Source organism: Moorena sp. SIO3H5 (assembly GCF_010692395.1).
In the GTDB taxonomy this organism is placed as follows: Bacteria; Cyanobacteriota; Cyanobacteriia; order Cyanobacteriales; family Coleofasciculaceae; genus Moorena.
On sequence record NZ_JAAHHS010000098.1, the window covers coordinates 1 to 21517 of the forward strand.

Annotated in this window: 19 protein-coding genes and 1 pseudogene; 5 read left to right on the plus strand and 15 right to left on the minus strand. The window is 42.3% G+C overall.

All coding sequences use genetic code 11. The features are described 5' to 3' along the window. Positions 1–143 precede the first annotated feature (143 nt). From F6K52_RS13435 to F6K52_RS13455, 5 genes are all read right to left on the minus strand, one after another. Positions 144–3374, minus strand: a complete 3231-nt coding sequence (locus tag F6K52_RS13435; RefSeq protein ID WP_364417509.1) for an SAV_2336 N-terminal domain-related protein — start codon at positions 3372–3374, stop codon at positions 144–146. Between the two features lie 132 nt (positions 3375–3506). After that, entirely contained in the window at positions 3507–4472 is a 966-nt protein-coding gene (locus tag F6K52_RS13440) for a MoxR family ATPase (RefSeq protein ID WP_293078244.1), read from the minus strand. Then, a complete protein-coding gene (locus F6K52_RS13445) occupies positions 4469–5929 on the minus strand; it encodes an effector-associated domain EAD1-containing protein (RefSeq protein ID WP_293078275.1) in 1461 nt (486 codons plus the stop codon). The genes F6K52_RS13440 and F6K52_RS13445 overlap by 4 nt, the downstream gene beginning before the upstream one ends. A 46-nt stretch (positions 5930–5975) precedes the next feature. Beyond that, complete coding sequence (locus F6K52_RS13450) at positions 5976–7589, minus strand: effector-associated domain EAD1-containing protein (protein WP_293078277.1); 1614 nt, start codon at positions 7587–7589, stop codon at positions 5976–5978. Positions 7590–7742: 153 nt separating this feature from the next. Beyond that, the gene (locus F6K52_RS13455; RefSeq protein WP_293078279.1) at positions 7743–8834 is read right to left on the minus strand and encodes an effector-associated domain EAD1-containing protein; all 1092 of its coding nucleotides are present in this window, start codon (positions 8832–8834) and stop codon (positions 7743–7745) included. A 20-nt stretch (positions 8835–8854) separates the two neighbouring features. On the opposite strand from F6K52_RS13455, the gene F6K52_RS13460 reads away from it, so the two are divergent. Next, positions 8855–9040 (plus strand): hypothetical protein, encoded by a 186-nt coding sequence (locus F6K52_RS13460; RefSeq protein ID WP_293078281.1) that lies wholly within the window; start codon positions 8855–8857, stop codon positions 9038–9040. Here F6K52_RS13460 and F6K52_RS13465 read toward each other — a convergent pair. From F6K52_RS13465 to F6K52_RS13475, 3 genes are all read right to left on the minus strand, one after another. Continuing rightward, complete coding sequence (locus F6K52_RS13465) at positions 9019–9570, minus strand: chorismate pyruvate-lyase family protein (RefSeq protein WP_293078283.1); 552 nt, start codon at positions 9568–9570, stop codon at positions 9019–9021. The genes F6K52_RS13460 and F6K52_RS13465 overlap by 22 nt on opposite strands. 59 nt (positions 9571–9629) lie before the next feature. After that, positions 9630–9791, minus strand: a complete 162-nt coding sequence (locus tag F6K52_RS13470; RefSeq protein WP_293078285.1) for a hypothetical protein — start codon at positions 9789–9791, stop codon at positions 9630–9632. A gap of 171 nt (positions 9792–9962) precedes the next feature. Continuing rightward, the gene (locus tag F6K52_RS13475) at positions 9963–10835 is read right to left on the minus strand and encodes an S-methyl-5'-thioadenosine phosphorylase (RefSeq protein WP_293078287.1); all 873 of its coding nucleotides are present in this window, start codon (positions 10833–10835) and stop codon (positions 9963–9965) included. Between the two features lie 122 nt (positions 10836–10957). Between F6K52_RS13475 and F6K52_RS13480 the strand changes: the two genes are divergently transcribed. Further along, complete coding sequence (locus tag F6K52_RS13480) at positions 10958–11431, plus strand: hypothetical protein (protein ID WP_293078289.1); 474 nt, start codon at positions 10958–10960, stop codon at positions 11429–11431. Here F6K52_RS13480 and F6K52_RS13485 read toward each other — a convergent pair. The 3 genes and pseudogenes from F6K52_RS13485 to F6K52_RS13495 all read right to left on the minus strand — a co-directional run bounded on the left by F6K52_RS13485 (position 11420) and on the right by F6K52_RS13495 (position 16005). Then, a complete protein-coding gene (locus F6K52_RS13485) occupies positions 11420–11938 on the minus strand; it encodes a hypothetical protein (protein ID WP_293078291.1) in 519 nt (172 codons plus the stop codon). The two genes, F6K52_RS13480 and F6K52_RS13485, sit on opposite strands and share 12 nt — an antisense overlap. 440 nt (positions 11939–12378) lie before the next feature. Next, positions 12379–14649: a pentapeptide repeat-containing protein gene (locus F6K52_RS13490; RefSeq protein WP_293078293.1), complete on the minus strand. Its 2271-nt coding sequence runs from the start codon at positions 14647–14649 to the stop codon at positions 12379–12381. Positions 14650–14828: 179 nt separating this feature from the next. Next, positions 14829–16005 (minus strand): annotated as a pseudogene (locus tag F6K52_RS13495) (RNA-guided endonuclease TnpB family protein). 465 nt (positions 16006–16470) lie between these two features. Here F6K52_RS13495 and F6K52_RS13500 point away from each other — a divergent pair. Together F6K52_RS13500 and F6K52_RS13505 are read left to right on the plus strand one after the other, a co-directional pair. Then, positions 16471–16896, plus strand: coding sequence for a hypothetical protein (locus tag F6K52_RS13500; protein WP_293078295.1), 426 nt, complete (start codon positions 16471–16473; stop codon positions 16894–16896). Between the two features lie 129 nt (positions 16897–17025). After that, positions 17026–17385 carry a hypothetical protein gene (locus F6K52_RS13505; protein ID WP_293078297.1) on the plus strand — a complete coding sequence of 120 codons (360 nt, stop codon included), beginning with the start codon at positions 17026–17028 and terminating at the stop codon, positions 17383–17385. A 145-nt stretch (positions 17386–17530) separates the two neighbouring features. Here the strand turns inward: F6K52_RS13505 and F6K52_RS13510 are convergent, their stop codons facing one another. The 4 genes from F6K52_RS13510 to petB all read right to left on the minus strand — a co-directional run bounded on the left by F6K52_RS13510 (position 17531) and on the right by petB (position 20733). Then, positions 17531–17911, minus strand: coding sequence for a hypothetical protein (locus F6K52_RS13510; protein WP_293078300.1), 381 nt, complete (start codon positions 17909–17911; stop codon positions 17531–17533). A 214-nt stretch (positions 17912–18125) separates the two neighbouring features. Beyond that, on the minus strand, positions 18126–19271 hold the full coding sequence (locus F6K52_RS13515; protein WP_293078303.1) for a glycosyltransferase family 4 protein: 1146 nt from the start codon (positions 19269–19271) through the stop codon (positions 18126–18128). A 211-nt stretch (positions 19272–19482) separates the two neighbouring features. After that, entirely contained in the window at positions 19483–19965 is a 483-nt protein-coding gene (gene petD / locus F6K52_RS13520) for a cytochrome b6-f complex subunit IV (protein ID WP_293078305.1), read from the minus strand. 99 nt (positions 19966–20064) lie between these two features. Then, on the minus strand, positions 20065–20733 hold the full coding sequence (gene petB, locus F6K52_RS13525) for a cytochrome b6 (protein WP_070391575.1): 669 nt from the start codon (positions 20731–20733) through the stop codon (positions 20065–20067). Positions 20734–20954: 221 nt separating this feature from the next. Between petB and F6K52_RS13530 the strand changes: the two genes are divergently transcribed. Next, positions 20955–21517 (plus strand): PDZ domain-containing protein (locus tag F6K52_RS13530; protein ID WP_293078307.1); only part of this gene is annotated, 563 nt, incomplete at its 3' end.

A 21517-nucleotide genomic window follows, 5' to 3' on the forward strand; every position in this document is an offset into this window, starting at 1 on the left:
TAGCATTGGGGTTAACCACAACTTGACCGATTTTTTTTTATTGGTATAGCACTACGCATTAAGATTAGGACATTTCTAAACTCTTAAACCTAGTCCTAGCTTACTTTTGAGTTCTGACTTCTAACTTGTGACTTGCGCAAGGGCTAGCTCCTCCCAACACCCCTAGCCACACGAAAACCGACATCGAGGTCGATGCTACCGCGCGCGTTATAGAGAATGCGGGAGGCAGAACGGCAAAGCCAAGGATAGTAGAACCAGGAGCCGCCTCGCAGATAATAATAATTATGATTATTATAAATAGTCCAGACACTCCCATCTTCCGGGGCTCCTTCGTAATTATCATGGAAAGCATCCTCACACCACTCCCAAACATTGCCATGCATATCGTATAAGCCAAAGCCATTGGGGGGAAAACTTCCTACTGGGGTGCTTTCTCCTCGATATTCCCCTTCTGCTTCCTCTGCATAAGTATAGGAAGCACGATAATTAGCTAATTTACTGGTTATGGTCTCTCCATAATGGAAGGGCGTGGTAGTTCCTGCTCTACAGGCGTATTCCCATTCCGCTTCATTCGGTAATCTGTATTCCGTTCCTGTATAGTCGGAAAGGCGTACGCAAAATTCCACCGCATCAAACCAGTTTACTTGCTCTACTGGTCGATTCTCCCCTTTAAATCTCGAAGGGTCTGGATCTAAGTCCCGGTTAATTTTTGGTAGGTTGGCCACAGCTCGCCATTGCGCCTGGGTGACCGGATATTTCCCCAGGAAGAAGGGTGGGATGGTTACTTGGTGGTGAGGTCTTTCGCTGTCATCACTTCCCTTCTCACTTTCCGGGGAACCCATTAAGAAGCGTCCTTCTGGGATATACAGCATCTCTAGGTCTATTCCATTCCCGAGATCTTGAGTGAAGTAATTTGCTTGCTTATTTTCTTTCTTGATTATTACTCCTTTACGGTTAACTGTTACTACTTCAAAGGAAAACTGCTTTAACTCTGAGGGATTAGCTGAGGAAAACTTGTTTAAGGCGAGGGGGGGTCGAACCAAATTAGCATAGCTTAATTGCTGTAAAACTTGAGCATTTTTTGGGGAATTATGTTGAGCATCACTATTGACTTCTTCTGTGAAATCTTCATTAGCTAATAAATCAGAATAGTTCTTAGCGTTTTCTTTTATCCATTCCTTGAGTTGAGCAGCAATTATATTGGGGATTTCTCCAGTTTTTAATAAACAATAAACAAATTTTACAATAGGTATTTCTTGATAATTGTATTTAGGTATATTATCCAAATTTTCTAGGATTTTATATAAATTATCCGGGGTATCATCTTCCCAATCATCAAATAATTGATCGGGACAACAAGCTTGATAAGCCTGTTGCATTTGGTTGATAAAGTTTTTTTCTAAAGGAAGCAATATTTTGACTAAAATAGTTGTAATTTTAAATTTTTCTTTGATTGCCTTTAAATCAGGATTATCTGGATTTACGTTAAGTGCTTTATTAATTAATTTTTCTAACCTATTCCTAGTATAAAAATATGCTACTACTTGGTAAACAATTTCAGTAAAATTTACCCCACGAGCCACCTCTTCAAGATTTATATTGAATTGATATCGTAGCATCATTTCTAATTCACTTTTAGTAGGAAAAGCACTACACAGTGCTGAATTTATATGCTTGAGGAGATAACCAGGGGTATATGCTGAGGTAGTAAAGATTTTTGATATGCTAGGAGCAGTTTGATTATTCTCACTATTGTCTTCTTCTGTTAACTCTTCATTTTTAATAAGTTCTTCAGCAAAACGAGCATACTCCACTCCTAATCGCCCTAAAACTTCACCCTTTATCTGTGCAAAGGGACGAATTTTTTGGTCTAACCAATCATTACTTGCAGTTGTTGGTCTAACTAAACGTGCTTCAAAGTCTTTTACTGATAACCCTAATTGATTAGCAACAAACTCAGATACTTTATCAATAACTGAAAGGGTTTTAGTAATTGGTACAGAATCTACTAATAACTCCCTTACCCCTGGCTTAAATTCGTACTCAATATAATCAGGATTTGAATCTTGGTCTACAGGGGTTATAGACTGGAGCAGTCCACTCATAAACACCTCCGCTACATGAATTTGGGCGGATTTGGGTAGCAGGGTTTGCTGAATGAGTTGCACTACAGGTAAACTAACCGGAGCAGCTGCCATTAATCCAGCTAACCGACGCGCCATCGGAGAAGCCGTAGCACGAAATCGACTAACTAATGCTGGTGCTTCGAGTTGGGCTTGACTAGGTTCACTATCTAGCGCTCTTCTCTCTGCTTGGGAGTTTTCGGATACATCAAAGTTAAACCCCACTGTACTAACATTCCCCTGACCTGCTATTACCTGTGACCACGCCAGTAGTGGGTAGGGTTCTAACGTAACGACGGGAACATTGACAGAGGAAGATTTATACTCAATATCATCTTCATCCCAAGGTTTAACAATAAACTGAGAATTGACAACTCCAGGACTAAGAGAATGCAGTTGCACTGGTGTTTCTGAAGCTAAAGCCGTGCGTTCCCAAAGCCGTTCAGGGAGTAGCTGAAGGATAGTAATTAAACCATGGCGTCCCCACAATTCTAGCACTGGATGAATTAACTGTCTGCGCCAAGCCACAGAAATACAATCACTCACCAATAAAATTAAACGTTGTTTCTTCGGGTCAATTAATACCTGGGGAGGATGAGGAGTGGAATCATAACATCCCGTGCTAGTTTGAGGAAATAAGTCTACCTTTGGTTGATTGATGTCTTCCGTTTCAGTAATCGTTAATTCCCAAGTGCGTACATCCCGAAACGCACCATGATGCTTGACTAAATGTTGCAGTTCAGTAATTGTCTGTTTCCAAACCGCAGTTGAACTAGTTTTTTCAACCACCAAGGCTAACTCTAAGCATCGTTCGGAAGCAGGTTTCAGAACTGGAAGCCAAATGTTTGATTCGGCAATTTGGTAAACAGTAGCTTCTTCATCCAATATTGTTTCTGTAGCAGATGGGACTTTCCCCATTAACGGACGAAGTGCCCGTCCCAACGCCAGAGTATTTCTCAATGCTACCGCTGCTGGAACTTTAATCGGAATTGCTTCTCCATTTTTAGGTTGGGAAGAGGGTTGATAAAGATCAGCACCACGTTTTTTATCAGGTGATGATTTGTGCGTATCTGCTTGGATATCTGAATTTTTATTTGGCGCTTTCTGTGATTGGTATTGGGATAGAGTTGATGCTTCTGACTCTTGTATTGACTCGTCTAGATGAACAGCCAACCAGAAAATTTCTGCTATTTCCCGAGCAGTTAAATCAAATCCTGCTTGTTGTAGAATAGCGATCGCTTCTTCAAGCATATCCCTTATATAGCAATTCTTCTAATCATGACCTACAAATCTCTGGGTTTTAGGGAGCAGGGAGCAGGGAGCAGGGAGCAGGCAAGAGACAAGAGTCAAAAAATCCTGTTTACCTCATAGGTATTATAAACACTATATACTACTGAGGTACCGTAGCAATTGGTCAATTAACTTTGCTTTTTTCTGGTCTTTGTCTTCGTCTTGAGAGTCAACCATGGGAGCATCCTCTGTATTAAATGTGTTAGTTAACAGATAAATGGCATTGAGCAATTGGTCTGTAGCCAAGTCTCCTTTCTGCCGTCGCTCGATAAACGTTTTAATAATCGGTTCTGCTTGTTCAATACTATCCCCTAAGTGAGCTTTGACAATCGCTTCTAATTCCTCGGGAGTTGGTTCCGGTAAATCTAATCGTAAACAGCGCCGTAAAAAAGCCGGAGGAAATGCCTTCTCTCCGTTACTAGTAAGGATTACAAAGGGAAAGGCTTTACAGGTCACTTTTCCCCTGGGGATGGTTGTCTTTTGATTATCCCAGGTTTTGACATCAATGTTTGGGAACTGGTCACCTAGTCGTGTTAATTCCGGGATTTCAAATTCTCCTTCCTCAAAAATAGTCAATAAATCATTGGGTAAATCAATATCGCTTTTATCCATTTCATCAATTAATAATACCCTGGGGTAAGTTGAAGATAGTAACGCTGTTCCCAAGGGACCCAATTGAATATACTTACCAATGTCTGCTAAATTATCCTTGTCGCTGCCTTGAGCATCTTGTAATCTACCAATGGCATCATAACTATAAAGTCCTTGCTGTAAATGGGAGCGAGTGGTAATATTCCAACGTAAGACCTTTCCTAATTTTAACTCTTGAGCGACTGCATAGACCAAAGATGTTTTTCCTGTGCCTGGTTTTCCCGTTACTAATAAAGGACGACGCAGATACAACGCTGCATTGACTAACTCTATTTCCTTTGGCCTGGTCTGATAGGTTTTACCCCGTTCTTTTTTGTCAAATTTCCGCCAACTAGGAGGCTCAGGAAGGCGTTCAATGCCATTGTGGGGTTGTTCGGGAGTTCCGCGAAAGATTTTCCAAGATGTCATAGGGTTGTATAGTTAATCTGGGGTGGTAGTAGATCGGGGTCTTCCCACAAAAGAGCAAGATGGTGTCCGATATGTTCTTGTTTATTGCCTTTGGGAAAAGCTTGTAAACGTTGTTCTTTTACCTTTTCGGGAAGCTGATTTATTTGACAATTGAGTAATTGCTCGAGAGCCTGTTGACAATTTATAGTTGTAAAATTATTTTGTCTGAGCCATAAAGTAACGGGTATTGCCGTCCTATCAATAACTTTCAATATCTGATCACATGGGGGTTGATGTAATTTTAAACCTATTGCATCGTTTTGTTTCACATAAGCATATAATTCCTGCCAATCCTCAAAATTGCTAAAAGCAAAGTTATTTAAGCATATAGTTTTATTACTATTTTGGATATGTTTCCATTTTCTTAACCATTGGCTTTGATGACGATAGTTTTTTAAACGTTTCACAGATCTAAAAATTACGCAATACTCGCTACCAATAGGAATTGGCAAATTATCATCATCTTGAATTTCAAATTTTTCAATTTCATAGTTCAACAACAGTTGATAAGGTAAGAAAAATACAAGGATTGGTTGACGGTAATATTCCCTAGAATAGTGAATTAATTGATCTAGAAAAAAATCTATTAACTTGGGCAAGTCTTCAATATAAAATATATCTTGTTCAGATTCTCCATCAGCTGGTGGAGTCTGTAAAAATTTACAGTTTTCATGATTTAGTAAGTAATTATAATTATTTATGTCAGGAATGAACCAAGCTGAGACTAAATAACTAGGTTGACGTTGTTGCTGATATTGCTTACTGGAATATAGCTTGACAAGCAGATAAGGTTGTGCATCTAAATTTTGTTGCTGATGATTTTGAGAGTCACTGTTACTCGGAGATAATACATCAGAAGGGTTATTAGCATTTTCTGTTATCCATTGCTTGAGTTCTTTAGCAGTTTTCTCGGGAATATCTCCAGTTTTAAATAAACGAGCGACAAATTTTACAATAGGTTTTTCATCATCATTTGGTTGAGGTATATCATCCAAATTTCCTATAATTTCAGCTAAACTGTCAGGAAGTTCATCTTCCCAATCCTCCCATAATTTATCGGGACAACAAGCTTGATAAGCCTGTTGCATTTGGTTGATAAAGTTTTTTTCTAAAGGACGCAATAGCTTGACTAAACTAATCGTAATTTTATATTTTTCATTGATTGCCTTTAATTCAGGATTATCGGGATTTTCTTTAAGGGCTTTATTAATTAATTTTTTTAACCTATTCCTAGTCTGAAAATATTGTACTACTTTGTAAACAATTTCAGTAAAATTTTCACCACGAGCCACTTCTTCCAGATTTTTACTGAATTGATGTTGTAGCATCATTGCTAATTTGGTCTTACTAGGGAAAGCACGACACAGTGCTGACTCTATCTGCGCGAGGAGATAACCAGGGGTATGTCCACCATTCATTTACAGTTACTTCAATAGTTTAAGGGATAGATTTGCCAAAAACTGATTACAATTCAATATAATAATAATCCAAAGCACTTTTTCCCGGACCCTGACTCCAGCGTGAATCAGGTTTCCAAGCACCATTTTCTTCTTCGCGACGGCGAGTGTGGACAGTGAGCTGTTTATCGTTAATTTTCAGTAGATTATATTGCCAAGGATAACCGGATCGTAGTTCAACGGTCGGTGCGCCAAAGGTGCCAGCACAAATTCCGTCGAGTTTGCGTCCACTTGGGCTGAGGTCGTAACGGAAAAGGCTGGTTTCGGCTTTATGGATATGTCCGTGGAGGAAGAAGCGGAATCCAGCAACGGCCAATCGTTGGATGAATCCTTGGTCAGTAATGCGATCGCTTCCGTCACTATTGAGGGGATGGTGCCAAACCGCTATTTTCAATGGGCAGTTTAGGTAGTCTGGGTTACGGCGAATCTGGTTTAGGGCATTGGTCAGAGCAATTCGGTGGATGCTAGCAGGAGCTCTCAAGTACTTATCCAGTTCCCAAGCTGAGTTTAGTCCTAGGATCAGCAAGTTTTGCTTTGGGAGATGGTCGATAATGGCTTGCTGGTCATACTCCAGGGGATAGGGTTGATCTTTGATAGTTTCATAGAATTGGCTGAAGTGGGCAAAGCGTTGTTGGCATTTGGCTTTGTCTCTGAGTGGGATCAGCTCTTCACGTTTGATCTGGTGACCCTGTTTGAGTTTACCTTGGTATTTTTCGCGATCGTGTAAATCATAAGCCTCTTCTGCTAGTGTCCAATTGAGGTCATGGTTACCGGGAACTAGAACAATTTTCTCTGGGTCTAGGGGAAAGTCTTTGCGGAGGTTGTCAAGAAACTGTTCTGCAGCGTCGTATTCTTCGGCGGTGGAATAATTAGCGATATCACCGGATAGGATCAAAGCATCAAGGTTAGGGATGTCAAGGTCTTTGATGAGGTCTTCGGCAAGTTGGTTTGACCAAAGGGTAGCTTGCTCACTGCTGGTGATATGGAGGTCCGAGAGGTGGAGGATATGGGTGGTTTTACAGGATTTTTTCCCAGTCCTCGCCGTCCCAGGGCTCAAATCATGCTTGGCATTTTTTTCTAACCATTGCTTTAGTTGATCACCAATTGGGTTGGGAATATCTTCAGTTTTTAATAAACGAGCGCCAAATTGTATAATAGGTATTTCCTGATCATTGTAGTATTGAGGTATTTTATCTAAACTTTCTAGAATTTCCTCTAAACTTTCAGGGATTTCCTCTGCCGAATCATCTAATAAGTTATTAGGACAACAAGCTTTATAAGCCTGTTGCATTTGCTTCATAAAGTTGTTTTCTAAAGGAAGCAATATATTGACTAAACTAGTTGTAATTTCAAATTTTTCCTTGATTGCCTTTAACTCAGCATTCTTGGGATTTTCTTTAAGGGCTTTCTTAATTAATTTTTCTAAACTATTGCTACTCTGAAATTCTTGTACTACTTTGTAAACAATTTCCGTCAAATTGCCACCACTAGCCACCTGTGCCAGATTTTGACTGAATTGATGTCGTAGCATCATTGCTAATTGAATTTCACTAGGGAAAGCACTACACAGTGCTGACTCTATCTGCGCGAGGAGATAACCAGGGGGATTTCCAGCATTCATTGATGGTTACTTCAATACCTGTGAAAAATAGAACTTAATAGTCGTCTGACTCTAATTAAGTATCTACACTCTGATTATACCGAGTTCCGTAAATTTTCCTTTATTTGCTGGTATTTGGCAACCTAGTGGTGGCTTACAGGTTCAGACAACCATTTACCACATTGCTTCACCCTTAAGTAAATTTGTCAATAACCCTTGCTTCTCTAAACGCGCACAAATAGCACTGAAGGGACTACCAGCGTTATAACTAGGTTTCCAGCTTGGGTCACCACTATGATGCAGGGCTACTAAATTCCAGTTAATATCAAAACATGGAGAACCAGAGGAACCGGGTTCGGTATTGGTTTTATACTTAACCGTTGTCCCATTCTCGTTAATAGTAATAATAGCCTCAGTATCAAAGGCTATTTTTAAGGGTTCCGCCTTGGGATGCTGGACGATAAACAGTGGAGTATCGGGCACAAACTGATAATAGGGCTCTTGTGGTAACTCAATCCACTGGCGCTTTGGAGAATTGGGATCGGGATTTTTCCCTATCGGTTCTTCCCCAGGAACTCCATCTACTCTCAGCAAGGCATAATCCAATTCGTCAGCAGTTGGTAATGGATTGTTAGTATAAGGACTGTGATCAATTAACCAGTCATCCTCTACTAAGCGATACTCTGTACCTGGGTTAATAATTTTGCCATCCCCTAACTGCTTGTAGTCAAAACGCAGGATAACATTACTAGACGTTGGTTGTTTTAAAATTACCGATTCCACCACATGGTAATTCGTAATAACCACATTGGGCGCAATCAGAAAACCTGTCCCAAATTCACGACTATTATCGTTATTCGTAACTTCGACACGACAGACTTGCCCTTCAATTTGACCTAACCTTTCCCGCCACCGATTTACATCTAAAAAAGAATTGCTTTTCTTAATCAGTCTTTCTAATCTACCTCTTGCTGATAACGGTTGCGGCATAGCAATCGCAAGATTGAACTCCTGGGCAAAGGCGAATAAGGCTGGGTTATCTGGATTTGATTCACGGGCACCTGCAATTAATTTATCAACCCATCCTTCTGCTTGGGCAGCTTTAATTAACTTAAATACAATTTCTTTTAAGTCGTCTCCCATCGCAATAGAATCTAGATTTTTACTGAATTTATATTGAACTAATTCAGCAAGTCTTATTTTTGATGGGAAAGCCTCAAGTAAAGCATTCGTTAATTGTTGATATTGCTGTCCGGTTAGTTTCATTTAGCATTTCCATTTGAGTTGTGAACAGAATCCCTTTGGAAAAGGCAAGAGTTAATCAAGCTTCCCGACTCCCGACTCCCGATTCCCGACTCCCGACTCCCGATTCCCGACTCCCGACTCCCGACTCCCGACTCCCGACTCCCGACTCCCGACTCCCTACTCCCTACTCCCTACTCCCTAATCCCTATAGCCTATTCAAAAAATAGCTTTCAGGAAAATATTCACTAATCATCATCACTGATTGGCGATTAGAAAAGACGCAATAGGTACGAAACAGTAAATTTGCTTCCGGTTCAATCTCGAAATAATCAGCTAATTCGTTAGCAGGCTTTTTTCCAGTATCCACAATTTCTTTAAAGGTCTCAAATCTCTGCTCTCGCCAGATTTTGCCAATGGGGGTTTTAGTTTTAAGTAAATCTTTTTGAAAGTAATCATCTAGACGATCAATAACAATAATTGACTCAGCATAGATATAATTCTTGCGACTTATTTTACCCTGTAATAGTATTTTCCTATCAAGTACTGAGCTTCCTTTATTTAATTGCATTGGGTCGATATCATCAGTTGTTGTCACCAATTCTTCTGACAACTTAACTAGACGAATTTGTTCAAACAGATAGGCTTCCAACATATCTGTTACTGTGCCATCTGTCGTTAACAGAATTCTTTGGAAAATACTCAGAGTTGAGGGGTCTATATAACTTCGACTTAGGGATTGCTGTAGATCATTTCTCATTTTTAATAGCAATTATTAATTATTAATTATTATTGGGGTGAGGTATAAATTATTGGGTTTTAGGGAACAGGGAACAGGGAGCAGGGACCAGGGAGCAGGGAGCAGGGAGTAGGGAGTAGGGAGTAGGGAGTAGGGAGTGTGGGGCGGGGGCGCGGGGAGTGTGCGGAGGGTGGGAAGTGTGGGGAGTAAGAGTTGTGAAGACCCCCTTTGGCTGACTGCATCGCTTTTTTATAACACCAAAAAATTTTCCAAGGTCTTTCCTACTGCTCCCTGCTCCCTGCTCCCTGTTCCCTTGTACCTCTAACACCAAAAAATTATCCAAACTCTTTCCTACTGCTCCCTGCTCCCTATTCCCTATTCCCTATTCCCTGTTCCCTGTTCCCTGGGCTATTTCACAAATACTTCCGCAATATCAACTCCAACTTCTCCTTAGTTGCTTCTGGAGCTTGATCTAAGGGAGTGAAAATAGCATGCTTCAAGGCGGAATGGGCTTTAGAAACGGGTGGATTATCAACTAACCGGCGCACTGTCTCTTGAATCACCTTCTGAGCATTAATCGCATTGCGCTGTAGATTATCAAGTATCATGTTCACGGTGACATGGTCATGCTCCTCATGCCAGCAATCATAATCGGTGACTAGGGCTAGGGTAGCATAGGCAATTTCTGCCTCCCGTGCTAACTTGGCCTCTGGCAAATTGGTCATGCCAATTACTTGTGCGCCCCAACTCCGGTACAGATTAGATTCGGCCATGGTGGAAAATGCTGGCCCTTCCATGCACAGATAAGTGCCACCGTTATGTACGGTAACCTCTGGTAACTCCAAACTTGCGATCGCATCCACTAAAATTCCTGCCAGTTGGTTGCACACCGGGTGTCCAAACCCAATATGAGCCACAATCCCGTCCCCGAAAAAGGTGGAAACCCGATTCTTCGTCCGGTCAATAAACTGATCCGGTACCAACATATCTAAGGGTTTGACCTCTTCCTGCAGAGAACCCACTGCTGAGGCAGAGATGATATACTCTACACCTAACTGCTTCATGGCATAGATATTGGCTCGGAAGGGTAACTCGGAAGGCATCAGATGATGATTGCGACCATGACGAGCTAGGAAAGCTACAGTAGTTCCTTCTAAGGTTCCCACCATCATCGCATCGGACGGAGGACCAAAGGGGGTGTCAATCGGTACCTCCTGCACATCCTTGAGAGCAGCCATTTTGTAAAGTCCGCTACCGCCAATAATCCCAATTTGTGCTTTCACCATGGTGTTTGTTCTTACTCTACCTCAGTCCAACCTTTAGTCATTCTACCTTAAATTATATTAATTTTTGTTAAGGAACTTTACAATACAGACAGAGTGATGTTCCGATGAAATAGTTTTGCCTTATGTCTGACCAACCCCTTGGTAAACCCCGTCCTCTGGTAAAAGTGATGCTGCTATCGGTAGCCACATTAACGCTGTACTACGGTTGGTACAAGTGGATCATTCAGGAAGAGTTGCGACACTATAACAATTCTGGTTGGTCCGGTACCCTTTGCTTATTACCGTTCCTTTTAGGTGTCGCAGTTCCACAAGCCTTATGGATATTAGACCCGGATGTGCCTGGGTGGTTTGGTTGGTTTTCCCTGGTCGGTATAGTTTGGATTTACATTGTTCAGTTTAGGCTTTATCGCACAGTTAACCAACTGTATCGACAAGAAGGACTCACAGAACCTCTGGTAGTCTGGTGGATTTTCATACCTGGTTTTAATTTAATTGTGGGATTAAAGCAAATTGATGTACTGAGCAAGTTTTGGGCAATGAAACAAGAAACTATACCGGACGGGGCTATTTTGAACTTAAAATCTCTAAAATCTTAGACCAAATCCACCTTGAACAGAGGCAGCGACGCCGCCACCATCCCGATAGGCATCAAAAGCAATAATCGCATTACCAAACAAAACCGTTTGGCTATTAGGGAGCACGAAATCAATACCAGGTTGTATAGCAAAACTGGTTTTATCTCCCACTGGTGACGGAGAGCGACCGCTAGCAAATACAGCCCCTGCTCCCAAGTAAGCATCGGTTTGCCAATTGAGGGGGAAATCGTAGGAAATTGTTGGCACAATAGCAGTGCCAGCACCAATCAGAGCTTGTGTCCGGAAGGAAATGGGGATTTCTAGGAATTTGTAGCGAAACGCAATTACCCCACCAATTTGCTGACCTTCTCCATCATCATCCTTTGTAATACCAATCGTAGGACCGATTCCTACATAACTTCCGTAGGCAGCTTGAGCAAATGCTGGTTGCGACTTAATCATTAAACTAGCCAGACTCCCCAGCACTAGCGTTCCTACTGTGGACAATAATCCAATAGTATTACCCATTTCCTCAACTCCTCAATACCTAATTCTAATGATGGCTGGTTTCTCGCTTATAATAGCTTAATTAGTGCCCTTAATTGCTAGTGTTAATCTAATACACACCTAAGATTGTTAACTGTTGATAGTTAACTTTAAATCAAAGCAATCCATTAAGCAATCTATTCTGGTTAAGGGGGCATTCAACTCAAGTCAACTCGAAGATAGTCAATCTACTCAGTAGCTTTTGAATTTATGCGATCGCTTAGCGGATCTTTCAGAGCATCGCTAATTTTTTCTCTTGTTAAAAAAATAACCCTACTTGATTTTTCCAGTGGTTAATTTATAGAATTAAAAGTTTATAGTGTTTCTGAGAGTTAAGAGGTAAACAGGATTTATTTCCGATTCCCGATTCCCGATTCCCGATTCCCGATTCCCGATTCCCGATTCCCTACTCTAAAATAAAATTACAAACATCGAGGATGATGTCCACCATAGGTACAAATATAGCGAAGTTGCTGCTGATCTAAATTTTTAACATGGGCAAAATCAACTCCCTTGATCCGGGCTAAATTCGATTTAGGTGGAGGCAAGGTAATAAATTGATTACCCTTAGTTTGTTTAGCCATAGCAAAGGTAACTCCCTTAAAATCTGCTCCAGCTAAATTAGCCCCTCGCAAATCCGCAGCACTTAGATTAGCGTAACGTAGCTTAGCATTAAACAGCTTAGCATTGCGTAAATTAGCCCCTACTAATTGGGTTGAATTTAAATCAACATTTTTGAGATTAGCATTACTCAAATTTGCCCTAGAAAGATTTGCTTTCTGCCAGCTTGATTGACTTAAATCAGCAAAAGAGAAATCACTGCCCACAGCACTAACTTTACCGAGACGAGCACCATGGAGACTAGATAGACTGAATTTTGCTTCCCCCAAATTAGCTCCTGTCAGGCTAGCATTTTCTAAAATAGCTCTACGGAAATCAGCATTAATCAGTTGGGCACTGCTGAGATTAGCACCGATCAGGCTGCCGTTATAAAACCTTGCTCGGTTGAGGGTTGCCCCGATTAAATTAGTGCGATTCATCAAGACATTATCGAGAATAGCACCAGTTAGGTTAACTGCCCTGAGATCAGCTCCGCTGAAGTCACTAACCCAATCATCAAAGGTGCCAAAATGTTCATCTTCACCAGGGCCATAGAAGCGACTACCCTGGAAATTAGCACCGGACAAATTAGCGTAGCGGAAATTAATGCCCGACAAATTCAGGTTATCCAGAATTGGATTAAAATAGCCATAACCCTGATTAACCTTACTGAGGTTAATATTACTCAGGTTAGCATTATGCACTTGACCGTCGTAGATAGTCAGAATTTTCGAGATAGCTTGCTTAGTTGCTCGGTGCCGCACCGCTAGCACTCCCCCAACCTCAGCTTGACCTTCCCTGGTTAGGGTTTTCTGGTCGTTTGCCAAGGATTGATTCAATAGTCGTAGATGGGGAAGCGGTTGAACACCTTTACTGACTAACGTTTGTTGGAGGGTATCAATCAAGCTAGGGGTATTTTCCTGACCCAGCAAATCCACCAGAAACGGTACAGCACGATGGTCGTCTATCCTACCTAGAGCCAGAATTGATCCCAAACGTTCTTCTTGAGCAGTGCTATCAGTGGAGCTTAATTGTTTCACTAAGCTCAGAAAGACCTGATTTTTCTGCTGATTGAACGCTCGCCAATTTGCTTGACTTTGAATATAGATTTGGGTTCCCACAAACGTGCCCAGTACAGAACCCATGCCGCCAAAGGTAACAATTACCAGTGTAAGACCGGGATGTCGGCGCATCCACAACCAAAGATTGGGGGAGTGCTGTTGAGATTTTGAGATCAGGGTAATGGTAGTAACTGTTCCGCTACGGTAATCCGAGGTAGCTTCCTGGTGATTAGACCATTGCCCATCAGTGTCCTCCTCTAGCTCAACCTCTTCATACTCTTGAGACCATTGCCCATCAGTGTCCTCCTCTAGCTCAACGTCTTCATACTCTGGTGAGGGGAAGGATTCAAAACTTGACCAGTACGGCAAGAGCAACCGAGAGGAATCCGAGACATAAGTTCCGGCTATGTAGTCGTGGAGGCTGCGATGTTGAGGATTTAATATAGAACTAAAACTCTCTGCCAATAGCATCAATCCTGCCAATCCCAACAAAATTACCAAGTCAGGAAAGGCTCCAGTGTAGCGCCATAGTAAATAAGCACTTCCCAGTGGTAATCCCCAGCGTCCCACTGCCTCACGCCACACCGCACCCATCAAACCAGGGGGTTTGCCCGAGGTGGTAACCACTCGCACTCCAAACCAACCTTTGGGAGTAGTTTGACCAGTTTTTCCTAGCAGATAAAGTTGCCATAGGGTTACTCCTACTGGCATCACTAAGGAAGCACACCAAAATAAATTGGTCAGGGGAGTGACTCGCTTGGTTAGTTGTAGGCGGGGGTAAGCTAGAGTTTTTGCGATCGCATTCTGGGTTGCCCCCAACACTGGGTTAAGGGGAACCGGTTCTGCCTTCGAGTATTTTTCTGCATACAAACCAATCCCGTAAGGGAGCAGCGCACTAGTAGTTACCAGCGAGACTTCCAAAAGCGCTGCCACGCAACGCCTAGTCACCAGTGGCAGAACCAAGTTGAGTCGCAGCGGAAAATACCAGCTACCTTCTCGGTGTTGACCTGTTTTTATAGTGGGGCTAGCCATATTCAATACTCAGGCTGCGTATGGTTGCTTTTTAATGACTTTCAACACTGATTTCAAGGATCATGAAGCAAATTCTCCGAGATTATAGCAGATTTTGGTTGATACCGTTTTTGGGGCAAACACCTGTTGACATCCTCCCGCCGCTAAATCTCGCGATTATAGCAGGGGATTCCTAAGACTCACGACTTAGGTTTCTGCTTCTTAGCACTAGCCTTCCGAGACTTACTCTCTTGCTGGTCTTACAGTCGCTCCACAGACTGAAACGGCAAGCCCTGCCGCCAAAATATTAATTGATGCGTTAATGTCGCGATCATGGTGAGCATTACAAGATGGGCAATCCCATTCCCGAATGTTTAGCGGTAAAGATCCGACGCGATTTAAGCATACAGAGCACAACTTACTACTGGGAAACCACCTGTCAATGGAAACAGCTTTACGGTTATACCATTCTGATTTGTACTTGACCTGACAGATTATTTCCGCCCAGTTAGCATCACTGATGACCTGAGCTAGTTTGTGATTCTTTAGCATATTTTTCACAGCTAAGTCCTCAAATGCAATCAATTGGTTTTCTCTGACCAGTTTAGTGGTTAGCTTGTGAGTAAAATCTCTTCTAGCGTCTTTGATTTTTGCGTGTACCCTGGCCACCTTTAACCTTGCTTTGTGACGATTGTTAGATCCCTTCTGTTTTCGCGACAAAGCTTTTTGGTATTTAGCCAGTTTTTTCTTTAGCTTTTTGAAATGCTTGGGGTTGGCAATTTTATCCCCGTCACTGGTTGTAATTAGACTGGTAATTCCTAGATCAAAGCCAACTTGTTTATCCGTTGGGGGCAAACTCAAGTCTCTATGGTCATGAAACCTGATTGAGATATGCCAACGATTGGACGAATCTAGACTGATTGTAACGGTCGTTGGTTCGCAGCTTACAGGTAACTGACGACTCCACCGAATAGGTAAAGGTTCTTTGCATTTGGCAATATAGATTTTACCATCTTTCCACTTAAATGCTGACTTTGTAAACTCTGCATTACCACCGTTGCGCTTTTTCTTGAAGTTGGGATATTTAGTCCGACCCGCAAAGAAATTAGTAAAAGCGGTTTGAAGATGCCTCAATCCCTGTTGAAGTGGTACGCAGCTGACTTCATTTAAAAATTTTAAGTCATCCTGTTTTTTCCATCCTGTCAACATTGAGGAAGTTTCTTTGTAACTAATCCGTTTTTGGTGTTCGTACCATCCTTTTGTTCTAGCGTCTAAGGTTTTGTTGTAAACCAGCCTTACACAGCCTAGAGTTCTCCTCAACAGAGTCTCCTGTTCAGGGGTTGGGTAAAAACGGTAACGGTAAGCTTTTTCAACCATCCTCACCTTCTAACACATTTCGTGTGAGACGTCTAGGGTTCGCAATTCCTGAGGGGCTGTGTGGGTCACCTGGGTCCGCACTTTATAGGCCCCGTCTCCTGCTAACCCTACGGGTATAACGGGAGTCTCCTTGCTCAATAAAGATTTGCGCAGTAATAAGTCTCCCATTTATGCATACTAATAGAGAGGTGTAACTTTTGCTGATCAAGGAATGGCGTTCCTCAATCCTGGCCAAAATTAGCCTGTAATAGGTAAGTTATTTTTGCGCGACTCCTAAGATGAAATCAGCCTCATTATTATATAGCAGTTTTCAATTGGGTGAGGTACCCTGCCCTTGGGGTTAATGGGAGTAGAGAATAGGGAGTGATTTAGGGATTGTAAAGCGAAACAAATTCTTGGTCGAGATAGTCAAGTAATCTAGAACAAGTGTATTAGTAATAGATCACGAGACTTTAGGGGATGACAATGACTAAACTATTCCCACAGTGGATGATTGTTCCGATCACTCTAGCTGTAAGCTTAAGTAGCGCTGGTGTCGTCAGCGCCGAAACCATCAACCTTCAGCCTGAATTCCAGCCTGATCCCATCGTAGTTAGTGGAAACTCTGGAGGATCAAATAAGAGCCAATGCGGTATGATTAGTACCCAGCCCAATCATGTCATTAATTTGAACCAAGATTTTACCTACTTGCGCTTCAACCTAAAAAGCCAAGGCCAGCCCACTCTATTGATTCAGGAGCCAAATGGTACCTCATGTACACAGGCCGATAATTTATCTGGGGCGAATATTGTTAAAACCGGGTATTGGGAGCAAGGCAGCTACTCATTCTACGTCGGCGATCGCAATGGTGAACAGCATCCTTACACCTTATCGATCACTAAAACTCCCTAATAGCGGCGTGCAGAATTAAATCTATATGAATATTAATTTATTTTCACAAAAATTATTTTATTATTAGATTCATCTAATAATAAAATTACTATACTTAGTTGTATTCACAAGATATATGAACATATTGCCATGTTGAATAAACTGAGTATTTTATCTGTTGCAACCATTGCAAGTATAACCATAAACCAAGGATTAGCTTATGCTGGCTTCGGAGATGGAGGTAGTACAGGTTGGAATGCTGTTAGTAGTAATAGTCAGTCAAGCTGTGCCAATAAAGCTTTAGAAAAAATGACAACTTTTGTAAATAACGGAGATGTCCAATTTGTTCCAGGATGGCAATCACGTTTTAAAATAGGAAATACAGTTATTTTAAATGTTCTATGTAGTCCAGATGGTAATTATGTCACGGTAAGTGTTTTTTGTATTAATGATTGTAGCAGCAGAACTATCGGTCTTCGTAAAAGAATAGATGGAGCTATGAATTGGTGAGGTACCCCAGCCTCAGCGAACGCGCCCCGCGTGACCAAAGGTCAAGCAGGTTGGGGTACTTCACAAGTTCAACACTCAAGAATGATTGTATGCAAGCCTTTTGCCTGACAACTGCGGCGAAGTCTATTGGTGATTAGCGATTACTCTAATCTTCAATCTGCTGAACTGATACCTCAACCGCTTCCACATCAATGGTGCCTGGAGCTGTTAAGCGGTTAAAACGACCCTGTTCTATCTTCAAAACTTCCCCGCAACTGGGGCACTGACACTGGGTATTATTAAACCCAGTAAACTCATAGGCACAGACTGGACATTGATCTTCCACTAGATTACGTCTGAGCCACCAGCGAACTCCAAACCAGGCAATCACTGGTGAGATGATTAAAAAAGCAATCAAAATCAAAAAACCATTGACTACCCATCCCAAGCCAACTGTCCCTAGCAAGAAACAAGTTAAGAAGAATGCTAGCCAACAGCCCATACCTGACAGGTTGAACTGAAACTGTCTCGGGGTATTTTGATTCACAGTTTTCTTTTAACAATAACAAATATGATCAGGTAGTTATATCCTAATTCAGATTAGTCTTAACTTGAATAGAAATCACCCCTCGCTGCTTATGCTCCGCAAGGGGCTTCTGACCCAAAGCTGAAAACCCATAAACCAAGCTTTCCCTATTCCCAGGCTTGATTCTGGCTTTATTACTAACAAGGATGGGGATGTACGGGAATCAGAACAATGTTTACGCAAAATCGAGTAACTCTTTTAATCGCTTTGTCAGAGCCTCTTTACTAAATAACCCTAGGGATTGTTCTCGTAACCACTGACCATCACAGCGCTGATCCTCTCCCTTGAGAATTTCAATACAAGCCGCAGCCACTGCATCGGGGTCTCGATAGGGAACTTGCCAACCAAGCTGACCATCTTGCAAGGGATCAGCAGAACCATCAGAATCCCCAGAAAGGACAGGTTTACCACAAGCCATGGCCTCTAGGTATACAATCCCAAAGCCTTCTTGGGAGGGCATGACGTAGGCATCAGCCACTCGGTAGTGTTCCACTAATTCTGGTGTAGGGACAAAACCAGCAAAGACTACCCGATCCCCAACACCCAAATCTTTGGCTAGCTGTGCCAGTCTCGGTTGATCATCACCACGACCAATGACTAGATATTTAACCTCTGGAAAGATTTTTGCGATCGCAGGAAGTGCTTGAATGGTAACATCTACTCCTTTATAAATATCCCCAGACCACAGACGGGCAACGGTCATCAGCACCTTAGCACCAGTCAGACCATACTTTTCGATTAAGGCTGGTGATTTCGGACCAGGAGTAAACCTATTCCCATCAACAGCACAAGGCAACATCTTTACCTTTTCAGGATTTAGGTTATTGGCAGCACAAGCGCGATCGCGACTGTAACGACTAATAGTCCAAATTCCTGCTGCCCGATCTAGGGCGTTACGTTCTTTCAGGGGTAAGGGTTTCCAAACCTCTTTGCCATAGGTCAAAACTGTATAGGGAATCCCCAAACTATTGCACAACAGCTGAGTCAGGGGAGCCAGTTTGATATGACCGCAGAAAACGTGCTTGGGACGTTTTTGCCATAAATAAAACCATAGCGCTATTGTTAAGCGAACACGCCCTAGCACAGGAGGCTTGGTTTTCAGGTAATGGAATCTGAGTGGGTAGACATCAAAGGGATTGTCACAACCTAGACCATCCCGCAGCAAAAATATTTCAGCGCTAGAACTGCTAACAGACTTAGCAGCAACAGACAAATATGCCTCGAAAATATCTTTGACGTAGGATTGGATGCCCCCTTCACACTCAAAAATCTCTAGAAAAATGAATACGTAGTTAGATGCGGTTTTCTGTGTGTCGCTCAAATTCGTTAGTTTTGAATTCGATGCACCTATCTTAGCCTCGAACTATTTCTAAAAGCATTAGAGAAATTGCTATCAAACAAAAATCCCACGGCTCAAAGTACGTGGGATTTTGACAAAAACTTTTTTAAAGGACTAATCACTAACCACTGGAAACCCCACAAACTCTAGTTGAAACTCTAGTTGTAGGATCAGCGTGATGGTTAGGCTTATCTTAAAACAGACCCCAAGTCAAAGACTGATCAATGGGTAAGGCAGCACCAACACCAAGCCAGATGGTGAATAGGGTACCAAATAAAAATACCGTCATTGCCACTGGACGGCGGAATGGGTTCTGGAATTTGTTCACACCTTCGATGAAGGGAACCAGCATCAGACCCAAGGGAACTGATCCCATAGCAGCAATACCCAAAAGTTTATTAGGTAGAATGCGCAAAATTTGGAAAACAGGATATAGATACCATTCCGGGAGGATTTCTAAAGGTGTGGCAAAGGGATCTGCTGGTTCACCAATCAGAGCTGGATCCAGCACAGCTAAACCAATGCATAAAGCAATGGAACCCATGATTACCACTGGGAAAACGTAGAGGAGGTCATTAGGCCAAGCTGGTTCGCCATAATAATTATGACCCATCCCCTTGGCTAGTTTGGCACGTAAAATGGGATCGTCTAGATCCGGCTTTTTAAGAACTGACATTGCTTAAAATATTCTCCTTAATAAGTAAAGGTAAGCAGGTGGCAGCAGGAAGGTTTGCATTTAGTTTTAACACTTTCCTGACTTTTAGTCAGTACAGATTTACAAAGGACCAGAAATGCCCTGTTTGCGAATCATCAGGAAGTGTAGCAGCATGAAGACAGCGATAAACCAAGGTAGAACAAAGGTATGTAAGCTGTAGTAGCGACTCAGGGTTCCCTGACCTACACTAGTACCACCACGCAGCAGTTCGACGATTAAAGAACCAACTACGGGAATAGCTTCAGGAACGCCAGATACAATCTTGACCGCCCAGTAACCAACTTGGTCCCAAGGCAAGGAGTAGCCAGTCACACCGAAGGAGACGGTAATTACTGCTAAAACTACCCCTGTCACCCAGGTCAGTTCACGGGGCTTCTTGAAACCACCAGTCAAATAGACCCGGAAGACGTGCAGAATCATCATCAGCACCATCATGCTCGCAGACCAGCGGTGAACAGAGCGGATCAGCCAGCCAAAGCTCACTTCAGTCATAATGTACTGTACAGAGCTAAATGCCTCAGCGACCGTCGGCTTGTAGTAGAAGGTCATGGCAAATCCAGTTGCGAACTGGATTATAAAGCAAGTTAGAGTAATTCCACCCAGGCAGTAAAAAATATTAACGTGGGGAGGTACGTACTTTGAAGTGATGTCATCGGAAAGTGCCTGAATTTCCAGACGCTCCTCAAACCAGTCGTATACTTTCGAGTCAGTGATTTGCTTAGAAAACATGAGGCCAGAGTTTCCGAAAGGATTTTGCCGTCAGACGTTGAGTGTCGGAGTGTTTAACTCCCTAACTTACAACGAATACAGCCTATATGTTACATGATGTTAATTTTAACATGACCTGCTTCATAAATTTGCTGTCAACTCTGGGGATTACAGCCGATATATTATACCTGATAGCGGTTACAGGTAATATAACTTAACAAGTACTCTAATAATTTTTGATCATGCACAAACGAGCCTTCTGGGTTGGACTGTTACTAACCTTGCCAATCATGCTATTGTCTGCCTGGTGGACACCAACAGCAGCTGCCTTCTCTCAGGAGCAAAGGCTTTTTTCCCAAGCTTGGCGGATTGTTTCTCAATCCTACGTTGATGATACCTTTAACCATCAGAATTGGTGGTCGTTACGTCAGAATACCTTGAAAAAGCGGCTGCCTAATCGTGAAGCTACTTATACTGCCATAGAAACAATGTTAGGGAGTCTTGGGGATCCCTTCACACGATTGCTCAGACCCGAGCAATATCATAGTTTGCAAATCAACACCTCTGGTGAACTCTCCGGTGTCGGGCTACAAATTGCGATTGATGGGGAAACTGGTGAGTTAGAAGTAATCACCCCAATTGCTCAATCACCAGCGGATTTAGCCGGTATCCGACCACGGGATCACATCCTAGAAATTGATGGCATGTTGACTAGGGAAATGACTCTCGATGAAGCGGCAGCACGGATGCGTGGACCAATTGGTACAACGGTTACCTTGAAAATTCAAGATCGGAAGGTACGATA

Excerpts from the sequence above, each read along its gene's own strand:
- F6K52_RS13435 (WP_364417509.1), bottom strand. The coding sequence starts at position 3,374 with ATGCTTGAAGAAGCGATCGCTATTCTACAACAAGCAGGATTTGATTTA.
- F6K52_RS13440 (WP_293078244.1), bottom strand. The coding sequence starts at position 4,472 with ATGACATCTTGGAAAATCTTTCGCGGAACTCCCGAACAACCCCACAAT.
- F6K52_RS13445 (WP_293078275.1), bottom strand. The coding sequence starts at position 5,929 with ATGAATGGTGGACATACCCCTGGTTATCTCCTCGCGCAGATAGAGTCA.
- F6K52_RS13450 (WP_293078277.1), bottom strand. The coding sequence starts at position 7,589 with ATGAATGCTGGAAATCCCCCTGGTTATCTCCTCGCGCAGATAGAGTCA.
- F6K52_RS13455 (WP_293078279.1), bottom strand. The coding sequence starts at position 8,834 with ATGAAACTAACCGGACAGCAATATCAACAATTAACGAATGCTTTACTT.
- F6K52_RS13465 (WP_293078283.1), bottom strand. The coding sequence starts at position 9,570 with ATGAGAAATGATCTACAGCAATCCCTAAGTCGAAGTTATATAGACCCC.
- F6K52_RS13470 (WP_293078285.1), bottom strand. The coding sequence starts at position 9,791 with ATGCAGTCAGCCAAAGGGGGTCTTCACAACTCTTACTCCCCACACTTC.
- F6K52_RS13475 (WP_293078287.1), bottom strand. The coding sequence starts at position 10,835 with ATGGTGAAAGCACAAATTGGGATTATTGGCGGTAGCGGACTTTACAAA.
- F6K52_RS13480 (WP_293078289.1), top strand. The coding sequence starts at position 10,958 with ATGTCTGACCAACCCCTTGGTAAACCCCGTCCTCTGGTAAAAGTGATG.
- F6K52_RS13485 (WP_293078291.1), bottom strand. The coding sequence starts at position 11,938 with ATGGGTAATACTATTGGATTATTGTCCACAGTAGGAACGCTAGTGCTG.
- F6K52_RS13490 (WP_293078293.1), bottom strand. The coding sequence starts at position 14,649 with ATGGCTAGCCCCACTATAAAAACAGGTCAACACCGAGAAGGTAGCTGG.
- F6K52_RS13500 (WP_293078295.1), top strand. The coding sequence starts at position 16,471 with ATGACTAAACTATTCCCACAGTGGATGATTGTTCCGATCACTCTAGCT.
- F6K52_RS13505 (WP_293078297.1), top strand. The coding sequence starts at position 17,026 with ATGTTGAATAAACTGAGTATTTTATCTGTTGCAACCATTGCAAGTATA.
- petD (WP_293078305.1), bottom strand. The coding sequence starts at position 19,965 with ATGTCAGTTCTTAAAAAGCCGGATCTAGACGATCCCATTTTACGTGCC.
- petB (WP_070391575.1), bottom strand. The coding sequence starts at position 20,733 with ATGTTTTCTAAGCAAATCACTGACTCGAAAGTATACGACTGGTTTGAG.